The following is an 18572-nucleotide window of genomic DNA, read 5'->3' on the forward strand; positions in this document are numbered from 1 at the left end:
GAACAGCCCTCCCGGCAACGCTTGTACAATACATATGAATTTCCATATATTTGCACACCCATATATACGAGCTACGTTCCATGATCACGCCTCTTGAGCTGTTCAAGAGCCTTGCCGACGAAACCCGCGCCCGCGCCACCCTGCTGATTGCCAACCAGGGTGAGCTGTGTGTCTGCGAGTTGATGTGCGCCCTCGACGACAGTCAGCCGAAGATCAGCCGTCATCTTGCCCAGTTGCGCAGCAGCGGCCTGCTGCTCGACCGTCGCCAGGGGCAATGGGTCTATTACCGCCTCAACCCTCAGCTGCCGGCCTGGGTCGGGGAAATCCTGCAAGTGACCTTTCGGGCCAACAGCGACTGGCTGCGCCAAAACGCCTTGCGCCTGCAGAACATGCAGGGACGCCCGGTCCGCGCCACCTGCTGCTGATAACGCAAAGCCGTGAGTCTTGAGCCTTTGACATCCGCCCACAGCGCAAGGAATGACCCATGCGAATCCTGTTCATGTGCACAGCCAATAGTTGTCGCAGCATCCTCTGCGAAGCCCTGTTCAACCACCTGGCCCCCCAGGGGTTCCAGGCCCTGAGTTCCGGCAGCTTTCCCAAGGGCCAGGTACTGCCCCGCAGCCTGCATGCCCTGGAGCAGGCCGGTATCGCCACCGGCGGCCTGTACAGCAAGGGCAACGACGCCTTCGCCGACAACCCGCCCGACATCGTGATCACCGTCTGCGACAAGGCCGCCGGCGAAGCCTGCCCGGTGTTCTTCGGCCCGGCGCTCAAGGCCCACTGGAACCTGGAGGATCCATCGGCGATCAGCGCCGACGAAGGCACCGTCGAGGCGGCCTTCCGCGCCACCCTGGCGCACATCGAGCGACGCTGCAAAGCCTTCCTCGACCTGCCGTTGCACCGCCTCGACCGCGAGCAACTGCAACACGAACTGGACCGCATTGGCACACTGTGAGCCGGAGGACACATGTCAGAACAACTGCCCAACCTTGATCTCTCGTTGCTGGATGGCGAGCTCGCCAGGCCCGAGCACAAGCCCCGCATCCTGCTGCTGTATGGCTCGACCCGCGCCCGTTCGTTCAGCCGCCTGCTGGTCGAAGAAGCCGCGCGCCTGCTGCAGCACTTGGGTGCCGAGACTCGCCTGTTCAATCCGTCCGGGCTGCCACTGCCCGACGACGCCAGCGTGGAGCACCCCAAGGTCCAGGAACTGCGGGACCTGGTGCAATGGTCCGAAGGTCAGGTCTGGTGCTCGCCGGAGCGCCATGGCGCGATGTCGGCGGTGTTCAAGGCACAGATCGACTGGATCCCCCTGGAGCTCGGCGCCGTGCGCCCGACCCAGGGCAAGACCCTGGCGGTGATGCAGGTGTGCGGAGGCTCGCAGTCGTTCAACGTGGTCAATCAGTTGCGGGTACTGGGCCGCTGGATGCGCATGTTCACCATCCCCAATCAGTCCTCGGTGGCGAAGGCCTACATGGAGTTCGACGAGGACGGCCGGATGAAACCCTCGGCCTACTACGACCGGGTCGTGGACGTGATGGAGGAGCTGGTGAAGTTCACTCTCCTGCTGCGAAACCAGCAGGCCTTCCTGGTGGATCGCTACTCCGAGCGCAAGGAAAGTGCCGAGCAACTGATGGCCCGGGTCAACCAGCGCTCGCTCTGAGCGCAGGGTCACGGGCCAGCTCGCTGCGTCTTGCGGGCTGCAGGCAATTGAATGAGTCGAGTCAGGCCAACAGTTCGCTGATCCAGCGCACCTGGCGGGCCAGGTCCTGCACTTTCTCTTCCGGCACCGCCTGTGCCCGACTGAAGCGCTCCAGGGTACGCTGCTTCAGGTGCAGCAGACGCTGCCACTTGGCCAGGAATGCCGGGCTGCGAAGCTGCATTTGCCGCGGGCCGAAGTACAGCTCCCGGGCGCTGTAGCTCACCGGCCCGGAGCGCTCGGCGACGATGATTTCGTAGTCGAAGCGGTTTTCCCGCAGCACCTCCTCCCACAGGATGCGGTAGCCGTTGTCCATCAGCCATTGGCGCAGCGGCTGCTCGCCGCCGTTGGGTTGCAGGATCAGGCGTTCCTGGCCGCTCAGGCGCGCCTGGCCGCTGTCGAGCAGGTCGCGAATGGTTTCGCCGCCCATGCCACACAGGCTGATGGCGCTGATCCGGTCCTGTGGCTCGATCGCCGCCAGGCCATCGGCCAGGCGCACGCTGACCTGCTGTTCCAGGCCGTTGTCGCGCACCGTGCGCAAGGCCGCCTGGTACGGAGTCAAGGCCACTTCGCCGGCCACCGCAGCCGTAATGCTGCCGCGCAGCAGCAAGGCTACCGGCAGGTAAGCGTGGTCCGAGCCAATATCGGCCAGGCGCGCGCCAGCCGGCACCTGCGCCGCTACACGCGCCAGGCGCATGGACAATGTCTGTTGCTTCAACTGCTGCCCCTTCTCACCACCAAACTCCGGCACTCGGGCCGGATCGGGGGGCGATTCTGGCGGGCAATTCCAGGCTTTTCAAATTTATGCGACCAGGACCGTGGATCGGGCCGCACTGCGCTTGGGCAAATGGGCCCAGGGTGCAAGCCGCGCCGATCACCCTCTCCTGGTGGGCATACGCAGCGGCGAGGCCCATCAGGTGGGCGACTGCCCGGCCGAACGCTAGCCCGTGGCGCCATGCTGCCTTATCCGTCCGTCATAGCCACAACTGATCCAGCGACCGCTGCCATTGGGCAGCACGTCGGTGGCGAAGTTGTCGTGCGAGCCGATGACCACCCCCTGCCGTGATGGCAGTTGCCAGCGCCGGACCAGGCCATCCTCGCCACAGCTCAGCAGCACCTGCCGCGCCTCGAAGCGCACGCGCCGCACCGGCCCGTCATGGGCGGCAAAGCGCTCCAGGAGCGTCAGTGCCTGGCCGCACGCCAGCAGGTGCAGCGTGCCGTCAAGATCACCCGCGACCAAGGTGACGCGGCCATCGGCATCGACCCAGCTCGCCAGCGTCCGCAATGGACGCCCCAGATCGATCACTTGCACGCAGTCGCGCTGCTCGGTTTGCCACAGCTTGACCGTCCCGTCTTCCGCGGCGGTGGCGAAACCACCGTTGCCCAGAGGCGCGATCGCCCAGACCCAAGAGGCGTGGGCCTGATGCTCGTCCGCCGTGCCGGATGCCAGGTTCCACAGCGTTACGCGGCCGTCGGCGGCACCACTGACCAGCCGGCCACAGGCGAGCCGCGCACAGCACAGCAGCGCCGAATCCGAGGTGCCGACCAGCGTCGAGGTTGCGCTTGCCAAGGACCAGCGCCGAATCGTCCGGTCACGCGAGTGCGACACCAGCTCGCCAGGCGCGATCTCCAGCAAGCCGAGGATCGATTGGCTGTGTCCGTCGAGCCGGCCCTGGTACTCGCCCTCGCGACTCCAGAGACGAATGCTGGCGTCGCGCCCGGCGCTGGCAAACCCCCGTTCGCCAAGGCTGGCAAGCGCCCAGACGTACCCTTGGTGGCCGGGCTGGAACGGGCCGTCGATCGACCGAGAATGCTGCGGCTGGTACATCAGGTCACTGCGCACGAGGTACTTTCGGCCCGAGTCCACCGGGGCCCCCGCGTGCCAGAGCCCGTGATCGAACAGAATCAGGCTGCCCTTGCGGGGCCGCAGGCGCAGCGTGGCATCGCGACCCGACATGGCTGCCGAGCGGCCCTCAAAGAACAGCGTCTCACCGCCACTGAAGGCATCGTCGTTGAGATAGATCATGAAGGTCAGGCGCGACTGGCTGGACTGGCGATGGTGGACACCGTCCTGATGAGCACGGAACTGGGTACCGGGCCGATAGCGGCAAAAGCGCAGCCGTTCATTGACGCCGACCATGCGCCAGCCCTCTTCGTCCATCACTGCAGCGAGTCCCACTGCCTGCGACAAGCACTGGCGCAGGCGCGCGAACAACCGCTGGGCCAGGGCCGGATCGTCCGCCACGATCCGGTCGTTGTCGCGGTAGGAAGTCGGATAGTCGGACACTGCGCTGGCGAACCCGAGCTTCTCGGTGGCGGCCACCAGGGCATCGCACTCGCTTGCCGAGAGAAACCCGTGCACCAGGACACACCGCACCGCCTCACCCAGAGGCCGCTCGACCACAACCGAGGGAGCCTGGGGGCGCGCCACCAGTATTTCAGCCAGGGAATTCATCATGATTCTCCAAAGTTGGTCCTACAACCAATATTGGCAACGCTAGGGTGCGACGCCGCCGATGTCAATGCTAAACTGGTCGCACAACCAATATTGGAGAAACACATGGCACGCCGCTCGAACACCGACGAAAGACGCGGCCAGATCGTGGCGGCACTCCAGGCCGTCATGGCCAGGGCCGGCTACGCCGGGGCCACCATCGCCGCCATCGCCCGGCACGCGGAGCTCACCCCCGGCCTCGTGCACTACCACTTCAGGGACAAGCGCGAAATCCTGGTGGCACTGGTCGACTCGCTGGCCGGCTACGCCCAGCAGCGCTACGAATCCCGGGCCGCGGCGGCACACACCGCCGGGCAACGACTTCAGGCCTACATCGCAGCACACCTTGCCTATGGCTCGGATGCCCAGCCCGATGCGGTTGCCGCCTGGGTGATGATCGGCGAGCAGTCGGTGCACGACCCCGACGTGCGCGAGGTCTATCAGGCGGCGCTAGCGACACAGATGAAACTGCTCAAAGGCCTGCTCCGGCAGTGCTACGCCGAACGCGGACGCCGCGTGCGCCAACTCGATGCCCTGGTGGCCGGCATTACCTGCTTTATCCAGGGCGCGTTCACCCTGTCCACCACGGCGCGGCAGCTGTTGCCGACGGCTTTCGCCGCACCGACGCTGATCGACTGGGTAGAACGCTATATGGATGCGCAAGAACAACGATGACGACCACACCAGTAACGAGGGCGACATATGCAGTGTCCAGAATGTGAACAAGGTGTCGTGACCAAGGTTCAAGTGCGGGCAACACAGGAAATTCTGCACCTTTGCCAAGAGTGCGAGTCGCTCTGGCTCACTGCCGGGGACATTGGCACCGAGCCTTTCAACAGTTTCACTTCCTACATGGAGGAACTGGGTTTACCACCGCTTTGGAGCTCGCTGTATGTCCTTGAGCCAGAAAAGATCACCAGCCCTCAGGCACGGAAGTATCTGCACTCGGTCGGCTCGATGGAAGCAAAACGGCGATAAAGCACCCGCCACACTCAGAGGCCCGAAGGCAAAAGACTCACGGGCGCACAACCGCAAAAAACATGGGCATCAAAGATGAATTACCAACTCTGGATGGAACCGGATGACTGTCAGACATTCTGCCCGGGCGGCCCGCAGGGAGACACCGCACGCAAACTGCTTCACCCCGACGCCAAGCTGGTCTGGGAAGTTGAAGCCCACAGCCACGTCGAAGCCATGACCCGGTACTACGCGTACATGGAGTGGGGCGAATACCAGAGCGACCTTCCCGAACAGGAGCAACAGTAGTGGGCGCCACCGATGCCCCGGGGCCGGATAATCCAACGTCGCGCTTAACTCCCGATGAGTATCACGAGCACACCCAGCAGTAGGCAGGCGCTGGCCACGAGGGTCAGGCGCAAACGCATCGGCAGGTACCAGGCCGGTAGGTGCATGACCTGCGAGAGCTGCCGGTCATGCCGCCAGTGCGCGAAAAATCCGGCAATCAATAACAGCCCGCCCCATGACAAAGGCAGCAAGGTGGCGACCCACCCCATCAGCGCGGGGACGATGCTCCAGATAAAGCGCGTACGACGCTGCTGCGCGTTCATGCCGGGAGCGATCATGGCAAAGCCCCAATGCAGGGCCCCGACGAAACTCAGGATCACCGCCCCGTAACTGACCAGCGCCTGGCACCACAACAGACGCTGAGCCTGTGACACCAAGGCCAGCAACGCCAGCCCGAGAAACGGCAGCAAACCGCCATAAGCCAGCAAGGCAACAGGCTTGGGCGGCGATACAGAAGACAAAAGGTTCATCGGGATTCCTCTCAATTAGGGCACTCAAAACTTTAGCCGCAAAAGCGCCCTCCGAATGGCCGTCGCCTTGAGTCATCGCAACCAGCCGGCCACTGCCCGGCCCTCAGAACTTCGCCTGCATCCCCACCCGCAGCGTGCGCCCCGGCGCCGGCATGAAGCTCTGCGCCAGCGGGTCCAGGTAGTAGCGATCGGTGAGGTTCTGCAGCGACACATTGAGGCTGGCGTCTTCCTTCAACTTGTAGTTCAGAAACAGATCGACCAGCGCCACTTCGCGGTAGTTCAGCTGGGGCGTGGTGGCGCCGGTCTGCCAGGGCTTGTCGGCGGTGACGGTGGGGCCCGAGGTGTAGGTGATGCGCGTGCCGAGGGTCAGGCTCTGGTCGAAGAAGCGCAGGCCGGTGGTCAGGTTGCCGGCAAAGCGCGGCGGGTTCTGGGTGTTGGTGTAGGACCCCATGAAGCTGCCCGGGGTGCAGTCCGGGGTGTCGGCGGTGTTCCGATAGGGGTTGCTGGTGGCGCGCAGGGTGGCGGCAAAGGCCGCGTCGCAGGTTTCGGTCTTCAGGTAGTAGGTGGACGACAGGTCGGCAAACATCCGCCCGGCATCGTAGCGGGTCTGCAGTTCCAGGCCACGAGTGGTGTAGCTGTCGGTGTTGCTGAAGCGCATCAGGCCCCACAGGCCGGGGCTCGGGTCGTAGTAGCGGGTGATGTAGTTCTTGATGGTGTTGTTGAAGTAGGCCAGCTTGATCGCCGCCGTATCGTCATCCACCAGCAGGCCCTTGTGCAGGGTGCTGGCGCCGATCTCCCAGTTGCTCGAACGCTCGGGCTTGAGGCCCTTGCCGGGTGTGGTCTGCTGCACGCCGTAGCCGGTTTCGAACAGCGAAGGCATGCGAAAACCCTGGGTGTAGGACGCATAGACAAAGGTGTCCGGCAGCACCTCGATATTGATGCCGAACGCCGGGGCAAAGGCGCCGCCGCTGTTGCTGTCCTTGCCAGAATAGGTGTAGCCGGTGACCACCCGCCCCACTTGCGAGTCGCCGACCTCAGTATCGGTCGCCCCGTACTGGTTATAGGGCGTGCCCTCGAAGGGGTAGTTGGTGTTGTTGAAGACGATGCCGTTGTGCAACCGTGGGTCGGTCGCATCGGTGTACCGCCCGTTCTGGTCCGGGAACCACATCAGGTAGCCATAGTCGTCGGGGCGCGACACGGTCACGTACCGGTGTTCGCGTTCCTCTCTGCGCGCCGTGGCATTGGCCACATGGTCCTTGCTGCGATAGTGGGTGTAGCGCCCACCGCCCCACAGCGTCAGGCGCTGCACCGGCTGGTACTCCAGCTTGCCGTTGAAACTGAACTCCTGCCGCGAGCCTTCGCGCAAGCTGCGGTTGGCGTTGATGTCGTCCTGGGTGGTGACCACGCCCTTCTGCGGACGCAGCTCCTCCAGCTGAAACGAGCCGCCCAGGTCCAGCTTCAACTCGCCGTAGTCGGTGCTAATGCGCGAGGTGTTGGCCAGCCCGCCGCCCGTGCGGCGGTTGGCCTGGCGGGCCCAGGAGCGATCCGTGCGATAGGCCTGGGAGGCCGGCGCCGACCAGGCGCTCAGTTGGCTGGTCTGTGCATCGGTCAGCCACAGGTCGGCAGTCAGGTCCAGCAGCGGATTGTCCGCCGGCAGGTAGTTGTAGCGCGCGGTGTAGGTGTCGATCCGGGTGTGGCCCAGGGGGTACTGGTAGATGCCACCGGTGCCGAAACGGAAGATGTCCGAGGGCATGATCTCGCCGATGCGCCCGTCATAACGGCGATAGCCAAGGTCGAAACTGTGGCCGTCCGCCGGACGCAGGGTGGTCTTGAGCAGCCACGACTGGGTCTTCGACGAGGAATTCAGCACCTCTTCCCCGGCGTTGTAGGTGGTGGCCACGCTGGTTTCCTCCTCGCCATAGCGGTCATAGGTGCGGTAGCGGTCCTGGCCCTTGTTGCCGGCAAAATAGTTGCCCTGGTTGCGCTGGGCGTAGGCCGCCAGCACATCGAACGACTCATGGCTGTAGGCGAACGCGGCGCTGCCGGACTCGGCCTCCGAGCCGAACAGCCCACCACGGCTCTGGTGCGGTTCCGAGTACAGGCTCTCGGTCTTCGAATGGGGGTCGCGATGGGCCGGGGCAACGCCGTTGTTCCACAGATCGCCCTTCAGGCGCAGGCCGACATTCTGTCCATCCTTGAGGATGTCGCCGACGCTCAGGGTGCGCATCTTCACCGTGCCGCCGATGGCGCTGGAGGTCAGGCTCGGGCCCTTGTCGATGGCGATGTCGCTGATCATGTCCGGGTCGATGTAGCTGCGCTGCTGGGTCCCGGCATAACCGCGATAGACATCCAGCGCCTGCTGCGAACCGTCCACCGTCACCGCCACCCGGCTCTGGCCCTGGATGCCGCGGATGTTCACATCCAGGCCGCCGCCATTGCGGCTGTCGCCGACCTGCACCCCGGGCTGGCCCTTGAGCACATCGCCCACTGAAACCACGCCAAAGCGCTGCATGTCATCGGCGGAGATGTACACCGATGACCGTGGTGCCCGGTACACCTCCTCTTCGTCAGGGTTCTCGCCCTTGACCTTCTGCGTCGGCAGCGACACCGCATCAAAGCGCAGGCGCAAGGCATAGCCGCCGTCGGCCTGGCGCACGTAACCCAGGCCGGTGCCCGCCAGCAAGCGGTTCAGGCCGGCCTCGGTATTGAAATCCCCTTGCAGCCCCGGGCTGGTCTTGCCTGCCGTGAGCAGCGCACTGCCGGCCATGCTGATCCCCGCCTCGGCGCCAAAGCGTGCCAGCACCTGATCCAGGGGACCGGCACCGATGCTGAAGTGACGTTCGCCGGCTGCCAGCGCCATCTCGCTGTAAAGCGGTTGCAGGCTGAGAAACAGCAGGCCGAAGGTTTGGGTACGCAAGACACGAACGGGGGAAATCATGCAAGGCTCCTGGGGGTCGAAACCCACCTGTGCCGGTGGGCAATACCTGAAGGCCAAGCCAGATCGAAAAAACTCTCGCGTCGGTGAAAAAATATCTTCAGGCCGCCACCACCGTCACCCAATAACGGGTTCTGCGCTCGATGCGCACCGGCAAGGTGTTAGCCACCAGGGCCAGGGCGGCATCGGTGTCGTCCAGCTGGAAACTGCCGGTCACCCGCAGGGCCGCCACGGCTTCGCTGCAACGCAAGAAACCCGGGCGATAGCGCGCCAGCTCCGCCAGCAACTGATCCAGGCGCATGCGCTCGACGGGCAGGAAGCCGCGCATCCAGGCCTGGGCCAGAACCACATCAATGGGGCTGGGCTGCCCTGTTCCCCGGCCGTCGACCCGGGTTTGCCAACCGGCCTGCAACGCCAGCGGCGTCGACTGCTGGCGGGCACTGACCTGCACCAGGCCCCGCAGCACCCTCACCTGAGTGCCCTGGCGATCATGGCGCACCAGCAGATGGGCGCCCTGGCTGTACAACCAAGCATCCGCTGTTTGCAGCTGCAGCGACGCCGATGCCAGCGGGGTATCCAGGGCCAGCTCGCCCTCGATCAACTGCACGCTGCGCTGCCCTGCACTCACGTCCAGGTTCACCGCACTGGCGGTGTTCAGCCACAGCGAACCACCGTCGGCCAGGGCCCAACGCCGGCGCTCACCGATGCCGGTGCGATAACCGGCCAGGGCCGAACGCACCAGGGTGGAGTCCGCCCCCTGCCAGGAAACGCCCCCCAGCAGTCCCAGCGCCAACAGGCACTTGAGCACCTGACGCCGCCGCTCTGGATCGGTGCCCGCCGCCTGCAAGGCCCGGCGCGCGGTGGCATCGGCCAACAGCTCGGCCCCCGGCTGCAACTTCAGCGGCAAACGGCTGACCCGCTGCCAGGCGTGCTCATGCTCGGCGCAGGCTTGGCGCCACTGCTGCAAGGCTTGATGGTCCGCGGTACTCATCAGCCCGGACTGCATCCGCACCAGCCAATCGATGGCACAGTCCCGCACCCGCGGATCGACCGCCGCGCCACTCATTCAAACAGGCTCGCGTAGCAAACACTGAACGCCTTGCCCATGGCTCGCTGCACCTGGGCCACGGTCAGCCCCAACTGCGCGGCGATCTGCGGATAGGTCAAGCCATCGAGCTGGGACAGAAAGAAGATCTGCCGCACCCGCGACGACAGCCCCACCAACAGCGAATCCAGCTGCAGTAGAGTCTCGATCATCAGATGCCGCTCCTCCGGCGAAGGCTCCTCCCCCACCGGCCGCGCCGCCAGCGCCTGCAGATAGGCCCGCTCGATGGCCTGCCGGCGCCAGCGATTGATCAGCAGCCCGTTGGCGATGGTGGCCAGGAACGCCATGGGCTGGCGCAGCTCGCGCACATCTTCCTGGGAGCGCAACACGCGGATAAAGGTGTCGTGGGCCAGGTCCTCGGCATCGGCGCTGTGCCCCAGGCGCCGGTGCAACCAGCCCCGCAGCCAGCCGTGATGGTTCGCATACAGCTGGGCGACGGGCGAAGAAAGGCTGTGGTTGGGCATGAGAGATTCGCATTAATGATAATGCTTCTCATTTTATTGCTGGCCGACACCCCTTGTACAGCGCGACGAACTCACGACGACCGCAAAGGCACAGGCTCCGTACCTGGGTTGAGACGACCGGGGACAGGCCCACAGAAAACCAGCAAGAAGCGCGAAAACCGCAACACAAACGCCCGCTAGGCTATCGTGGCCCCCCATCGGTGCCGTTACCGAGTCGTCCGGTGGTGGCCCGGTTACAGCGCCAGTTGCCCAAGCACTGCCGGCCAGGAGGAGTCGCAGATGCGCAACGTGGAGGGCGAAGACTGGGTAATGGAAGCGGGCCGTTCAACTGGATGCATTGCTCATCCGCTGCCGCTCAAGTTGCTCGGCAGCACTGGCTTCGAGCTTTGCCCGCTCTTCATCCAGATACCGATAAATGCCCTGGAAGTTGGCGATTTTCTGTTTGATCTCTGCCATTTTCTTTTCAATCAGCTTGGCGCCCTCGGCACAATCGATCATCTGGTTGCGCTGCGCATCGAGAATCTCGCCTATTTCCCCCAGGGAAAACCCCATGCTTTGCGCGCGCTGGATAAAGTCCAGATCCTGCAGAGTCTGCGCGCTGTAGACACGGTAGTTGTTCGTTCGCCGCTGCGACGAAATCAGGCCGATCTGCTCGTAGTAACGCAGCGTATGGCGACTGGCGCCGCTGCGGGCCTCGATTTCACCGATTTTCATGAAAACACCACTTGACCCTAGAGTTGGGTCGACAGTTTACGCTTGCCTTCTCACCTTCAACAAGGAACAGGGAAATGAGCGTGGAGTGCTTTGTCACCGGTGGTACCGGCTTTATCGGTCAACATTTGCTGGCGCACCTGAGTGCAAAAGGTCACACCGTTCGGGTGCTGATGCGTCGCCCGGAGCGACTCGCCGCACTGCGCGAGCAAGTCGACAATCTGGGCGGTTGTGCCACCCGGGTATTGGCCGTGGCCGGCGATCTGGAACGAGAGCATCTCGGGCTGAGTGCCGCCGACCGAGAAGTGCTGAGGCACTCAAGAGTCGTCTTCCACCTGGGTGCCCACTTCGCCTGGGGGCTTACCTTAGAGCAGTCTCGTGCGGTGAACGTAGAGGGCGCCAAGCGTGTGGCGCTGCTGGCGGCCGAGCAACACAGCCGGCTAGTGATGATTGGCGGCTACATGCTGAAAAACCATGAACACCTGCAACGCATCGGCATCGATCCTCGCCATCCGCAACGAACCGATTGGCCTGCCCTCTACCGGGAGGTCGGTGGTTACGAGGCGAGCAAGCTGGAAGCGCATTTCGCGACCCTGGAAACCATGTCCGCCAAAGGCGGGGAACTGACCGTTGTCCATCCCGCGACAGTCTGTGGCCACAGCCGCACGGGACATATCCTCGACAACCAGCCGCTGGTGGCGCTGATACGTAACCTGGTGCAGGGAAAGCTGACTGCCGTGCCCGGCACCGCCAGGCACTGGCTGCCACTGGTCACCGTGGATTACCTGGTCGAGCTGATGACGGCGAGTGCCTTTGATCCGGCCATGGCCGGCCAGGAACTGCTGGCACTGGACGCGCAAACGCCCAACTTGCGAGAAATGCTGGCGCAAGTGGCACAACCTCTGGGCTTGAAGTCTCCCAAGCGTCACATCCCACTGCGATTGCTGAAGTGGCTACTGAGCATTCCTGCCGTCGCGCGCTTCATGAATACCCAACCCGAGGCGCTGGACTTTATCCAGACCACTCGTTTCGATACCTCCGCCGCTGAGCAATTTGCCAGCCGGCATGGCATAGCCCAACCGGATATACGCCAGTCCTTGCAGCACACCGCAACCTTCGTCAACGCTCATTGCATGGCCAAGGGCTAAGCCGGCTGGCCTCTGCGTTCAAGGTCGACAGCATCCTGCCGGGCGATCGAGCTTAAGCCCCGATCACTGCTGGGATGGCTGGTACCTTCGTCCACTCAGGCTGTGCGCCGCCGATACAGGGCGGCATTCTTTCGAACAACAACTCAGCGACAGGGATCGTCATCGATGCAATCCACTTTCAGCAAAGGCGTCATGTTTGCACTCTGTGCTGCGGCACTGAACGCCACGATCGGTGTACTCAGCAAAGTCCTCATGATTGATGGCTTCAGCGCGAGCAGTGTTGCCGTCATCAAGACCCTGCTGGGTTGCGTGCTGCTGTCGATCTTGCTGTTTTTCCTCAAGCGCCCGGCGCAATCGAGCCAATGGATCCAGGCGGCTATCTGCGCATTTCTCGGCATCTTTGTGCTGTTCCATTTCGAAACCTCCGCCTATCGACACTACGCAGCGGCAGGTGTGGTGGTGGTCCTGATGGCCAGCGCTTCCATTTCCTCGATCATTCTGGGGCGCATTGTTCTCAAGGACGCCATCACCGCCAACGCCAGCGTTGGCGCCGCACTGGCGATTGCCGGGATCTCGGTGATCTTCGGTGGTGAACTGCAACAGGGCTTTACCCTGCAAGGCGCGGCGCTTGCCTGCATGGCCGGCTGCGGCTACGGGGCCTTTTCGGTTGCCATGAAACGCATGGGGGTGTCGGGAGGACTGCATTTCACCCGCCAATTGTTGTTCTTCGGCGGCCTGTACCTGCTGATGCCGGCGGCGGCCGACGGCTTCACGATGGGCGATCTGTCGCCACTGGCGATCACCGCCCTGCTGGCACTGGCCACGCTGCCGACCATCCTCGGCTTCTTCTGCACCACCAAGGCCATCGAATATCTCAAGCCATCCCAAGTGCAAGCGCTGGAGTTGACCGAGCCACTGTTCGCCGCGCTGCTGGCGTTTGTGGCGCTCAATGAAGTTCCCCGTGAAAGCCTGTATGCAGGAGCGGCACTGATCATCCTCGGCCTGTGTTTCTCCAATGAACTGATTCGCTTGGGCAGCAAAGCCTCCGTCGCTTCGATCGAATGAGCTATTCTCGCCCCCCGAACCCGCCTGAAGATAACCACAGGCACTGACCGCGCCATTGAAAGGACTCTCCCATGAACAAGCTGACCTACGGCCTTTTTGCCTCGGCACTGGCCCTGTCTATCGACGTTACCCACGCCGCTTCCGTGGCCGAAGTGTTCAACGGCGAGATGTTGGGCACCAATCAGCGCTACTTTGAATCCGTCGCCGGAATCCCTCGGGAATCCTTCGGCGACGAGCACAAGTTCAAAGTCCAGGGCTGCGACATCACCGCCACGGTCGAAGGTGGCACCGTCAGCAAACTGCGCATGGAACTGACGCCCAAGTGCCAGGCCGACCTGACCCAGTTCGTCGGCACCTTCGCCCCGGCTCCCGGCAAGCCGCTCACCGTAGGCGCCTTCAGCGCATCGTCCGGGGGCGGCCTGAGCTACAGCGCCAGTTGCCTGAGCATGTGCGGCAACGCCGCCGACCCTTCCTTCTACGCCCACTGGGAAGGCCCGCGCGCCATAGGTTTCAGAGAGGTGCTGCTGGAGGTGGTCCTGGCCTCGGATCCCGCGCTCGACGCCGCCAACCAGTGGGAGGCGCAGATGCGCAAAGCGGAGGGCGAGGACTACGTGATGGAGACACGCTTCAACTGCGATCGGAAATACGACGCCGCCGCGCAGAAGGCTTTTGAAAAGGTCCAGGTCAGCGCGGTCACCATCGGCACGGAACTCAAGGCTTCCGGCTGCTGAGCTCGACGACAGCGACAGAACAGCGGGCGTGGAACCGGTTTTCTGCAAGCCCCCAGCGCAAGCAAAAAGGCGACGCATTGCGTCGCCTTTTTTCGTATCTTCGAGACTCGATCGCGGTGACTCAGGATCAAGCTGACGTACACATGGCACCCAATGAACAACCCACTACATGAATATCGGGCAAACAATAGCCAGGGAGAGCTCAGGATGAGTCACTTGATAATTAACAGCTTGGTTGTCATCTGCTTTGCCATGGTGGGCTCCGGCTGCATATCCTATACCTCCAAGCCGCCAATCAATGAACACCTCGAACCCAAAACAAAAGAAACAATCTCCAACTTCACTTATGAAATAGACTCGCCATGGAAAGACAGTCGCTTCAGAAAAAGCGCATACGAGGCGACACAGAAAATCATTCCAAATGCACAAGACAATAGTTCACAGCTCACACCCACAGTCACTCCAGAATTAGAGATAAAAATTTCAGAATTTTCATCTGGAGGAGCTTGCGCACAAGATTACTTGACCGGCTTGAGTCTTGGCTTGATTCCTAGCTGGTGTACAAGGTCAAGAGTATTCAAGTTCGATTTCATACTAAACAACAACCACGGCTTTTGCAGGCAGAAAACCTACTCGATAAATTCAACGGTATTTTCACACCTGACAGCGCTTCCATTCGCCCTGTTCAGCACTGAAAATCAACCATTAACTATTTATCAGGCTGCGTTAAAAGATTTTCTTCAAGAAGGTCAATGTACAACGCGCTAACACCCCCATCAACTTCCCAATTACACCCCACTGCAATACAGCAAACTTACTCTTCAATTTCCGCGGAAATTAATCAGGTCCTCAACACTGACATCGCCATTCTTAAGATATACGCATGGAAAGGTAACAATCGACGTCACACCACCAACCCACAACAATCTTCCCCAAGAACCGCCCTGCCTAAGCGGAGCCAGGCTCATCACGGCAGAACAGTGCTTAAGGCGCTCCAGAAACTCATCTACCTGGGTATATGCCAAATACATACAGACACCCATCCAAACGAAAATCCCAGATAGAGCAACAGCGCCTAGAAGGACAAAAAATCATGCACGGTGCTGGTTAGATTCATTTCTGCATCTCATAGATCCTTTCCCCGACCTTTTCCCCCACCAGACCACCTGCAGTGCCAGTAGCATAAGAACTAACCCCTACTACTATCAGTCCACAAACCAGAGCTCCGGCCCACAGGGTAGGGACACCGCATCCTATAATGACGGAGCTTGCAACAGAATCAGTCGACCATCACCTAAAACGTAAAGCACATAAAGTGCCATCAACCGCTCACTTAACCCAGCCCATGTATTGACCGACAGACCACAGCAAAAGAAGCCCCCCCAAGAGAACTGCACCGGCTCGGTACCAGACCACCAGCTTCCTTCTAAGGCGTCGGGGAAAGTTATTGATATCTTCGATGCTTGCGCCCCCATCACGGATGTACATCGCAGGCCAGGCAATCACTCCAACAACACTCCCCATTAGAAACAGCCTCCCCGCTGGCCCGGCGCGCTTGAGCGAAGCTCTATTCATGATTGCGGGGCAGTTTTTAAGTCGCGCAAGCATCTCATCCATTTCGGTATATGCCATATACAAACCAACTCCGAGCCAGACAATTAGCGCCCCAAACTCCGTCAAGCCCAGATAGAGAAACATTGTGCGCAATACCTCATTACTCATCGACTGCTCTCATAAACTATCTCTCCCACACCTTCACCCAAGGCGCCCCCCCAAGCTACCCGCAACCCAAGACCCGACTCCCACCACGCCAAGCCCGCATATCAAAGTCCCTGTTCCAGCACTTGGTACACCCAATGCCAAGCAAATGGGACCGGCCACCGGCGTCAATAATGTGCCAGCTGTCGCGCCGCCCAACACCGTCCCAATAAAGCTCCCTCCCTCTGTCAATCTCACATGTTCACAAGCCCCAAGATTACCGGCCTTACATACCTCCTGAGCCTTCATGTATGAAGCCCCTCCCCCAAGTCCAATTCCCATCCATCCTCCGTACTTCACGTACTTCGCAGCCCTCGCCACCCCCTGCATATGGGTCGCATACCCCGGTATCTGCCCCGGCGCACCAGCCAGCTTCCAGTGGTGCACCAGACTGCGACTGGAAATCCCCAGTGCCGTTTTCAACTTGGGATGCTCGGGAAAGCCGATCCCCTTGCGGGTAAAGGCAGTCAGCCGAGTATCCAACTGCGCCAGCAACCTTTTGCGTTCGGCAAAAAACTCGGCAGAACGCAAATGCCCATGCTGCTGAAACGTACGCTGATGCAAGCCCTCGATCTCCCGCAGCGAAGCTTTCACGTCCTCCAGATTCTTGGCGAAGATCGCGGCGCCGACGCCCAGCGCGGTCGATCCCTGGGAGGCAAAGGACTCCAGCAAATCACGATGGCGCGCCAGGAAAGCAGCCTCTTCATCGCTCATCGGTTCCAGTGCCGCGTTGACCTTTTCCGCTGCTTCCATCAGCCAGGCCTCCTCACGGGTGCACTGGTAGTTGGCCGGATCACTGAGAACGATCAACTGCCCCGGCTTGGCGTAGTCGCTGAGCTGCGGGTTGAGTCGGCGAAACTTCTCCAGCACCGCGCTATCAGGCGTGGCGAAGAGTATGGACTCCAGTGCCAAGCGGGACATGGGCTGCTCGACGATATGAAACCCCGGCTCGACACCCTCCTGCAGGGCCGCCTTGGAAGCGGCCAACGGGCTTACCAGCGCATGGGCCGCCTGGGCTTTTTCCGTCAGCGCCGGATCGGCCAGCAACGCGGCCATGCGCGACTCATCCGCCGAGCCATCGGTGCGGATGGCGCCCAGCCTGGCGAAGTTGACGATGGCGGCGCCCTCCGCGGGCGCGAAAAGCGAGCCGCCAAAGGTATCGCCAGAGCCGCTGACGATGCTGCCGCCGTGGCTGGTGAGGCTCCCCACATGGGCCAGGGGCCGGCCATTGACCAGCACAGAAGGAAATCCTGTGGTAATCACCGCGCCGCAGCCGCAAAGATCACCGACCCGGGCCGCGCCCATGCCGTTGATGATGACGTTGCTGGAAGCGGTAACGATGGGCGTGGTGCCGTGTCCCGGCAGCGGGCAGACATGGCTGTCGCCCAGGCGAGAAGCAGCGATCATCTGGCATCCTGCGCTATGAGTGAAAAAACCTCCCGTCCGGGAGACAGGGGACGCTAGCGCAGGAGTTCGGGCAGGGCCTTAAGGAGATTCTCAAAAGGCGGTGAGCGGCGCTGAGGGTCGGAGGCTGAGGCAGGATCACGAACCCAGAGCCGAGACCTTGAAAGTGCCCCCGCCCAAGCCAACCGCAGATCGAGACGCTTGGCTGGCGCAAGACACAAAAAACTTGAAGATCAACGCCCCACGAAACCGCATTGACCCTCACGAAAGAAAACAGGCACTACATGGAAGACATTTCTGATTTGACCGAAGCCGAATTCATTTCCTTCGTCAACAACATACGAACCGTCAACAAGGGCGGGACGGACGATGAGCTAGGCGAGTTGCTTGAAAGGTTCAGCAAGCTCGCAGGCCATCCAGATGGCTACGACCTGATTTTCCACCCTGAGCCCGGCACGGATAACTCCGCCGAGGGGGTCACCAGTGCCCTGAAGGAATGGCGCAAAGCTCAGGGACTGCCGGGATTCAAGAACGGCTGATTGAATTCACCGCCAGGCCCTGTAGTGACTCAACGAGTAACTTCAATACATTGAAAAACGGCGATTAACTCGTTGAAATTGATAGATAAAATCAATTTTTTTGAGCTCTTGAAGTTTTGCTTCTGGCACATAACTAGGTTCTTGCGCGGTGCCGAATGCGGGCCGCGCCTCAAATCACTTGGAGAAACCTCAGGAGATTTTGCAATGGCTACTACCCTTTCGTTGGCCCCACTTTTCCGCCACTCGGTCGGCTTTGACCGTTTCAACGACCTTTTTGAATCGGCGCTTCGCAGTGAGGCCGGTACTTCCTATCCTCCGCACAACGTCGAAAAGCACGGTGATGACCACTACCGGATCGTTATCGCGGTAGCAGGCCTGGCCGAAGAGGATCTGGACATTCAGGTTGAAAAAGGTGTGTTGACCGTCACCGGTGACAAGCGAGAAAGCGACGGAGCTGTCACTTACCTGCATCAAGGTATCGCACAGCGGGCATTCCGGCTGTCGTTCCGCTTGATGGATCACATCGAGGTGGAGGGTGCGAAGCTCACCAACGGTCTGCTGAGCATCGACCTGCTCAGGGTTGTACCGGAGGAAGCGAAGCCTAAACGCATCATGATCGGGGGAGCTGAGGCTGCTGATTCGAAGCCGGTCAGCGAGCAGTAACCGGCATGGGGAGGCGCTCTGCGGAGCGCCTCTTTTTTTGTCGAGTACCGAGTCCCGCCATTATTGCGAGCGCTCCTCGATGAA

General features: G+C 61.6%; 20 protein-coding genes. 11 read left to right on the forward strand and 9 right to left on the reverse strand.

Annotation, left to right across the window (positions count from 1 at the left end):
* Positions 1-80: 80 nt before the first annotated feature.
* From DNK59_RS16280 to arsH, 3 genes are read left to right on the forward strand one after another with little or no spacing between them, the layout of a single operon-like run.
* On the forward strand, positions 81-425 hold the full coding sequence (locus tag DNK59_RS16280) for a metalloregulator ArsR/SmtB family transcription factor (RefSeq protein WP_110723865.1): 345 nt from the start codon (positions 81-83) through the stop codon (positions 423-425).
* Between the two features lie 59 nt (positions 426-484).
* On the forward strand, positions 485-955 hold the full coding sequence (locus tag DNK59_RS16285; protein ID WP_110723866.1) for an arsenate reductase ArsC: 471 nt from the start codon (positions 485-487) through the stop codon (positions 953-955).
* Positions 956-967: 12 nt separating this feature from the next.
* The gene (arsH, locus tag DNK59_RS16290) at positions 968-1660 is read left to right on the forward strand and encodes an arsenical resistance protein ArsH (protein ID WP_092315750.1); all 693 of its coding nucleotides are present in this window, start codon (positions 968-970) and stop codon (positions 1658-1660) included.
* A gap of 61 nt (positions 1661-1721) precedes the next feature.
* Here arsH and DNK59_RS16295 read toward each other — a convergent pair whose 3' ends face one another.
* A complete protein-coding gene (locus DNK59_RS16295) occupies positions 1722-2414 on the reverse strand; it encodes a tRNA (adenine(22)-N(1))-methyltransferase TrmK (protein WP_305887943.1) in 693 nt (230 codons plus the stop codon).
* A 222-nt stretch (positions 2415-2636) separates the two neighbouring features.
* Positions 2637-4151 carry a 2OG-Fe(II) oxygenase gene (locus tag DNK59_RS16300; RefSeq protein WP_110723867.1) on the reverse strand — a complete coding sequence of 505 codons (1515 nt, stop codon included), beginning with the start codon at positions 4149-4151 and terminating at the stop codon, positions 2637-2639.
* A gap of 105 nt (positions 4152-4256) precedes the next feature.
* On the opposite strand from DNK59_RS16300, the gene DNK59_RS16305 reads away from it, so the two are divergent.
* Together DNK59_RS16305 and DNK59_RS16315 are read left to right on the forward strand one after the other, a co-directional pair.
* Positions 4257-4865: a TetR family transcriptional regulator gene (locus DNK59_RS16305; protein WP_110723868.1), complete on the forward strand. Its 609-nt coding sequence runs from the start codon at positions 4257-4259 to the stop codon at positions 4863-4865.
* Positions 4866-5243: 378 nt separating this feature from the next.
* Positions 5244-5456, forward strand: coding sequence for a hypothetical protein (locus tag DNK59_RS16315; RefSeq protein WP_110723869.1), 213 nt, complete (start codon positions 5244-5246; stop codon positions 5454-5456).
* Positions 5457-5500: 44 nt separating this feature from the next.
* Here the strand turns inward: DNK59_RS16315 and DNK59_RS16320 are convergent, their stop codons facing one another.
* The 5 genes from DNK59_RS16320 to DNK59_RS16340 all read right to left on the reverse strand — a co-directional run bounded on the left by DNK59_RS16320 (position 5501) and on the right by DNK59_RS16340 (position 11183).
* Positions 5501-5965, reverse strand: a complete 465-nt coding sequence (locus DNK59_RS16320; RefSeq protein ID WP_092315762.1) for a DUF3429 domain-containing protein — start codon at positions 5963-5965, stop codon at positions 5501-5503.
* Between the two features lie 103 nt (positions 5966-6068).
* Positions 6069-8903: a TonB-dependent receptor gene (locus DNK59_RS16325; protein ID WP_110723870.1), complete on the reverse strand. Its 2835-nt coding sequence runs from the start codon at positions 8901-8903 to the stop codon at positions 6069-6071.
* Between the two features lie 97 nt (positions 8904-9000).
* Positions 9001-9966, reverse strand: a complete 966-nt coding sequence (locus tag DNK59_RS16330) for a FecR domain-containing protein (RefSeq protein ID WP_110723871.1) — start codon at positions 9964-9966, stop codon at positions 9001-9003.
* Complete coding sequence (locus DNK59_RS16335) at positions 9963-10469, reverse strand: sigma-70 family RNA polymerase sigma factor (RefSeq protein WP_110723872.1); 507 nt, start codon at positions 10467-10469, stop codon at positions 9963-9965. The genes DNK59_RS16330 and DNK59_RS16335 overlap by 4 nt, the downstream gene beginning before the upstream one ends.
* A gap of 324 nt (positions 10470-10793) precedes the next feature.
* Complete coding sequence (locus DNK59_RS16340) at positions 10794-11183, reverse strand: MerR family transcriptional regulator (RefSeq protein ID WP_110723873.1); 390 nt, start codon at positions 11181-11183, stop codon at positions 10794-10796.
* Positions 11184-11257: 74 nt separating this feature from the next.
* Between DNK59_RS16340 and DNK59_RS16345 the strand changes: the two genes are divergently transcribed.
* From DNK59_RS16345 to DNK59_RS16360, 4 genes are all read left to right on the forward strand, one after another.
* Complete coding sequence (locus DNK59_RS16345; protein ID WP_110723874.1) at positions 11258-12328, forward strand: SDR family oxidoreductase; 1071 nt, start codon at positions 11258-11260, stop codon at positions 12326-12328.
* 165 nt (positions 12329-12493) lie between these two features.
* On the forward strand, positions 12494-13393 hold the full coding sequence (locus DNK59_RS16350; protein ID WP_110723875.1) for a DMT family transporter: 900 nt from the start codon (positions 12494-12496) through the stop codon (positions 13391-13393).
* Between the two features lie 71 nt (positions 13394-13464).
* Positions 13465-14124: a hypothetical protein gene (locus tag DNK59_RS16355; protein WP_110723876.1), complete on the forward strand. Its 660-nt coding sequence runs from the start codon at positions 13465-13467 to the stop codon at positions 14122-14124.
* 207 nt (positions 14125-14331) lie between these two features.
* Positions 14332-14892, forward strand: a complete 561-nt coding sequence (locus DNK59_RS16360; RefSeq protein WP_110723877.1) for a hypothetical protein — start codon at positions 14332-14334, stop codon at positions 14890-14892.
* Positions 14893-15453: 561 nt separating this feature from the next.
* Here the strand turns inward: DNK59_RS16360 and DNK59_RS16370 are convergent.
* Both DNK59_RS16370 and DNK59_RS16375 read right to left on the reverse strand, forming a co-directional pair.
* On the reverse strand, positions 15454-15846 hold the full coding sequence (locus DNK59_RS16370) for a hypothetical protein (RefSeq protein ID WP_110723878.1): 393 nt from the start codon (positions 15844-15846) through the stop codon (positions 15454-15456).
* A 33-nt stretch (positions 15847-15879) separates the two neighbouring features.
* Positions 15880-17289, reverse strand: a complete 1410-nt coding sequence (locus tag DNK59_RS16375) for a PAAR domain-containing protein (RefSeq protein WP_371920291.1) — start codon at positions 17287-17289, stop codon at positions 15880-15882.
* Positions 17290-17540: 251 nt separating this feature from the next.
* On the opposite strand from DNK59_RS16375, the gene DNK59_RS16380 reads away from it, so the two are divergent.
* Entirely contained in the window at positions 17541-17825 is a 285-nt protein-coding gene (locus tag DNK59_RS16380) for a bacteriocin immunity protein (RefSeq protein ID WP_371920292.1), read from the forward strand.
* 204 nt (positions 17826-18029) lie between these two features.
* Positions 18030-18488, forward strand: a complete 459-nt coding sequence (locus DNK59_RS16385; protein ID WP_016968718.1) for an Hsp20 family protein — start codon at positions 18030-18032, stop codon at positions 18486-18488.
* Positions 18489-18572: the final 84 nt, after the last annotated feature.

The organism is Pseudomonas sp. TKO26, assembly GCF_003225665.1.
GTDB classification, from domain to species: Bacteria; Pseudomonadota; Gammaproteobacteria; order Pseudomonadales; family Pseudomonadaceae; genus Aquipseudomonas; species Aquipseudomonas saponiphila.

Coding starts and splice junctions, on each gene's coding strand:
- arsH (WP_092315750.1), top strand. CDS start 968: ATGTCAGAACAACTGCCCAACCTTGATCTCTCGTTGCTGGATGGCGAG.
- DNK59_RS16385 (WP_016968718.1), top strand. CDS start 18,030: ATGGCTACTACCCTTTCGTTGGCCCCACTTTTCCGCCACTCGGTCGGC.
- DNK59_RS16305 (WP_110723868.1), top strand. CDS start 4,257: ATGGCACGCCGCTCGAACACCGACGAAAGACGCGGCCAGATCGTGGCG.
- DNK59_RS16375 (WP_371920291.1), bottom strand. CDS start 17,289: ATGATCGCTGCTTCTCGCCTGGGCGACAGCCATGTCTGCCCGCTGCCG.
- DNK59_RS16370 (WP_110723878.1), bottom strand. CDS start 15,846: ATGAGTAATGAGGTATTGCGCACAATGTTTCTCTATCTGGGCTTGACG.
- DNK59_RS16315 (WP_110723869.1), top strand. CDS start 5,244: ATGAATTACCAACTCTGGATGGAACCGGATGACTGTCAGACATTCTGC.
- DNK59_RS16325 (WP_110723870.1), bottom strand. CDS start 8,903: ATGATTTCCCCCGTTCGTGTCTTGCGTACCCAAACCTTCGGCCTGCTG.
- DNK59_RS16300 (WP_110723867.1), bottom strand. CDS start 4,151: ATGAATTCCCTGGCTGAAATACTGGTGGCGCGCCCCCAGGCTCCCTCG.
- DNK59_RS16345 (WP_110723874.1), top strand. CDS start 11,258: ATGAGCGTGGAGTGCTTTGTCACCGGTGGTACCGGCTTTATCGGTCAA.
- DNK59_RS16335 (WP_110723872.1), bottom strand. CDS start 10,469: ATGCCCAACCACAGCCTTTCTTCGCCCGTCGCCCAGCTGTATGCGAAC.
- DNK59_RS16285 (WP_110723866.1), top strand. CDS start 485: ATGCGAATCCTGTTCATGTGCACAGCCAATAGTTGTCGCAGCATCCTC.
- DNK59_RS16360 (WP_110723877.1), top strand. CDS start 14,332: ATGAGTCACTTGATAATTAACAGCTTGGTTGTCATCTGCTTTGCCATG.
- DNK59_RS16330 (WP_110723871.1), bottom strand. CDS start 9,966: ATGAGTGGCGCGGCGGTCGATCCGCGGGTGCGGGACTGTGCCATCGAT.
- DNK59_RS16355 (WP_110723876.1), top strand. CDS start 13,465: ATGAACAAGCTGACCTACGGCCTTTTTGCCTCGGCACTGGCCCTGTCT.
- DNK59_RS16280 (WP_110723865.1), top strand. CDS start 81: ATGATCACGCCTCTTGAGCTGTTCAAGAGCCTTGCCGACGAAACCCGC.
- DNK59_RS16320 (WP_092315762.1), bottom strand. CDS start 5,965: ATGAACCTTTTGTCTTCTGTATCGCCGCCCAAGCCTGTTGCCTTGCTG.
- DNK59_RS16350 (WP_110723875.1), top strand. CDS start 12,494: ATGCAATCCACTTTCAGCAAAGGCGTCATGTTTGCACTCTGTGCTGCG.
- DNK59_RS16340 (WP_110723873.1), bottom strand. CDS start 11,183: ATGAAAATCGGTGAAATCGAGGCCCGCAGCGGCGCCAGTCGCCATACG.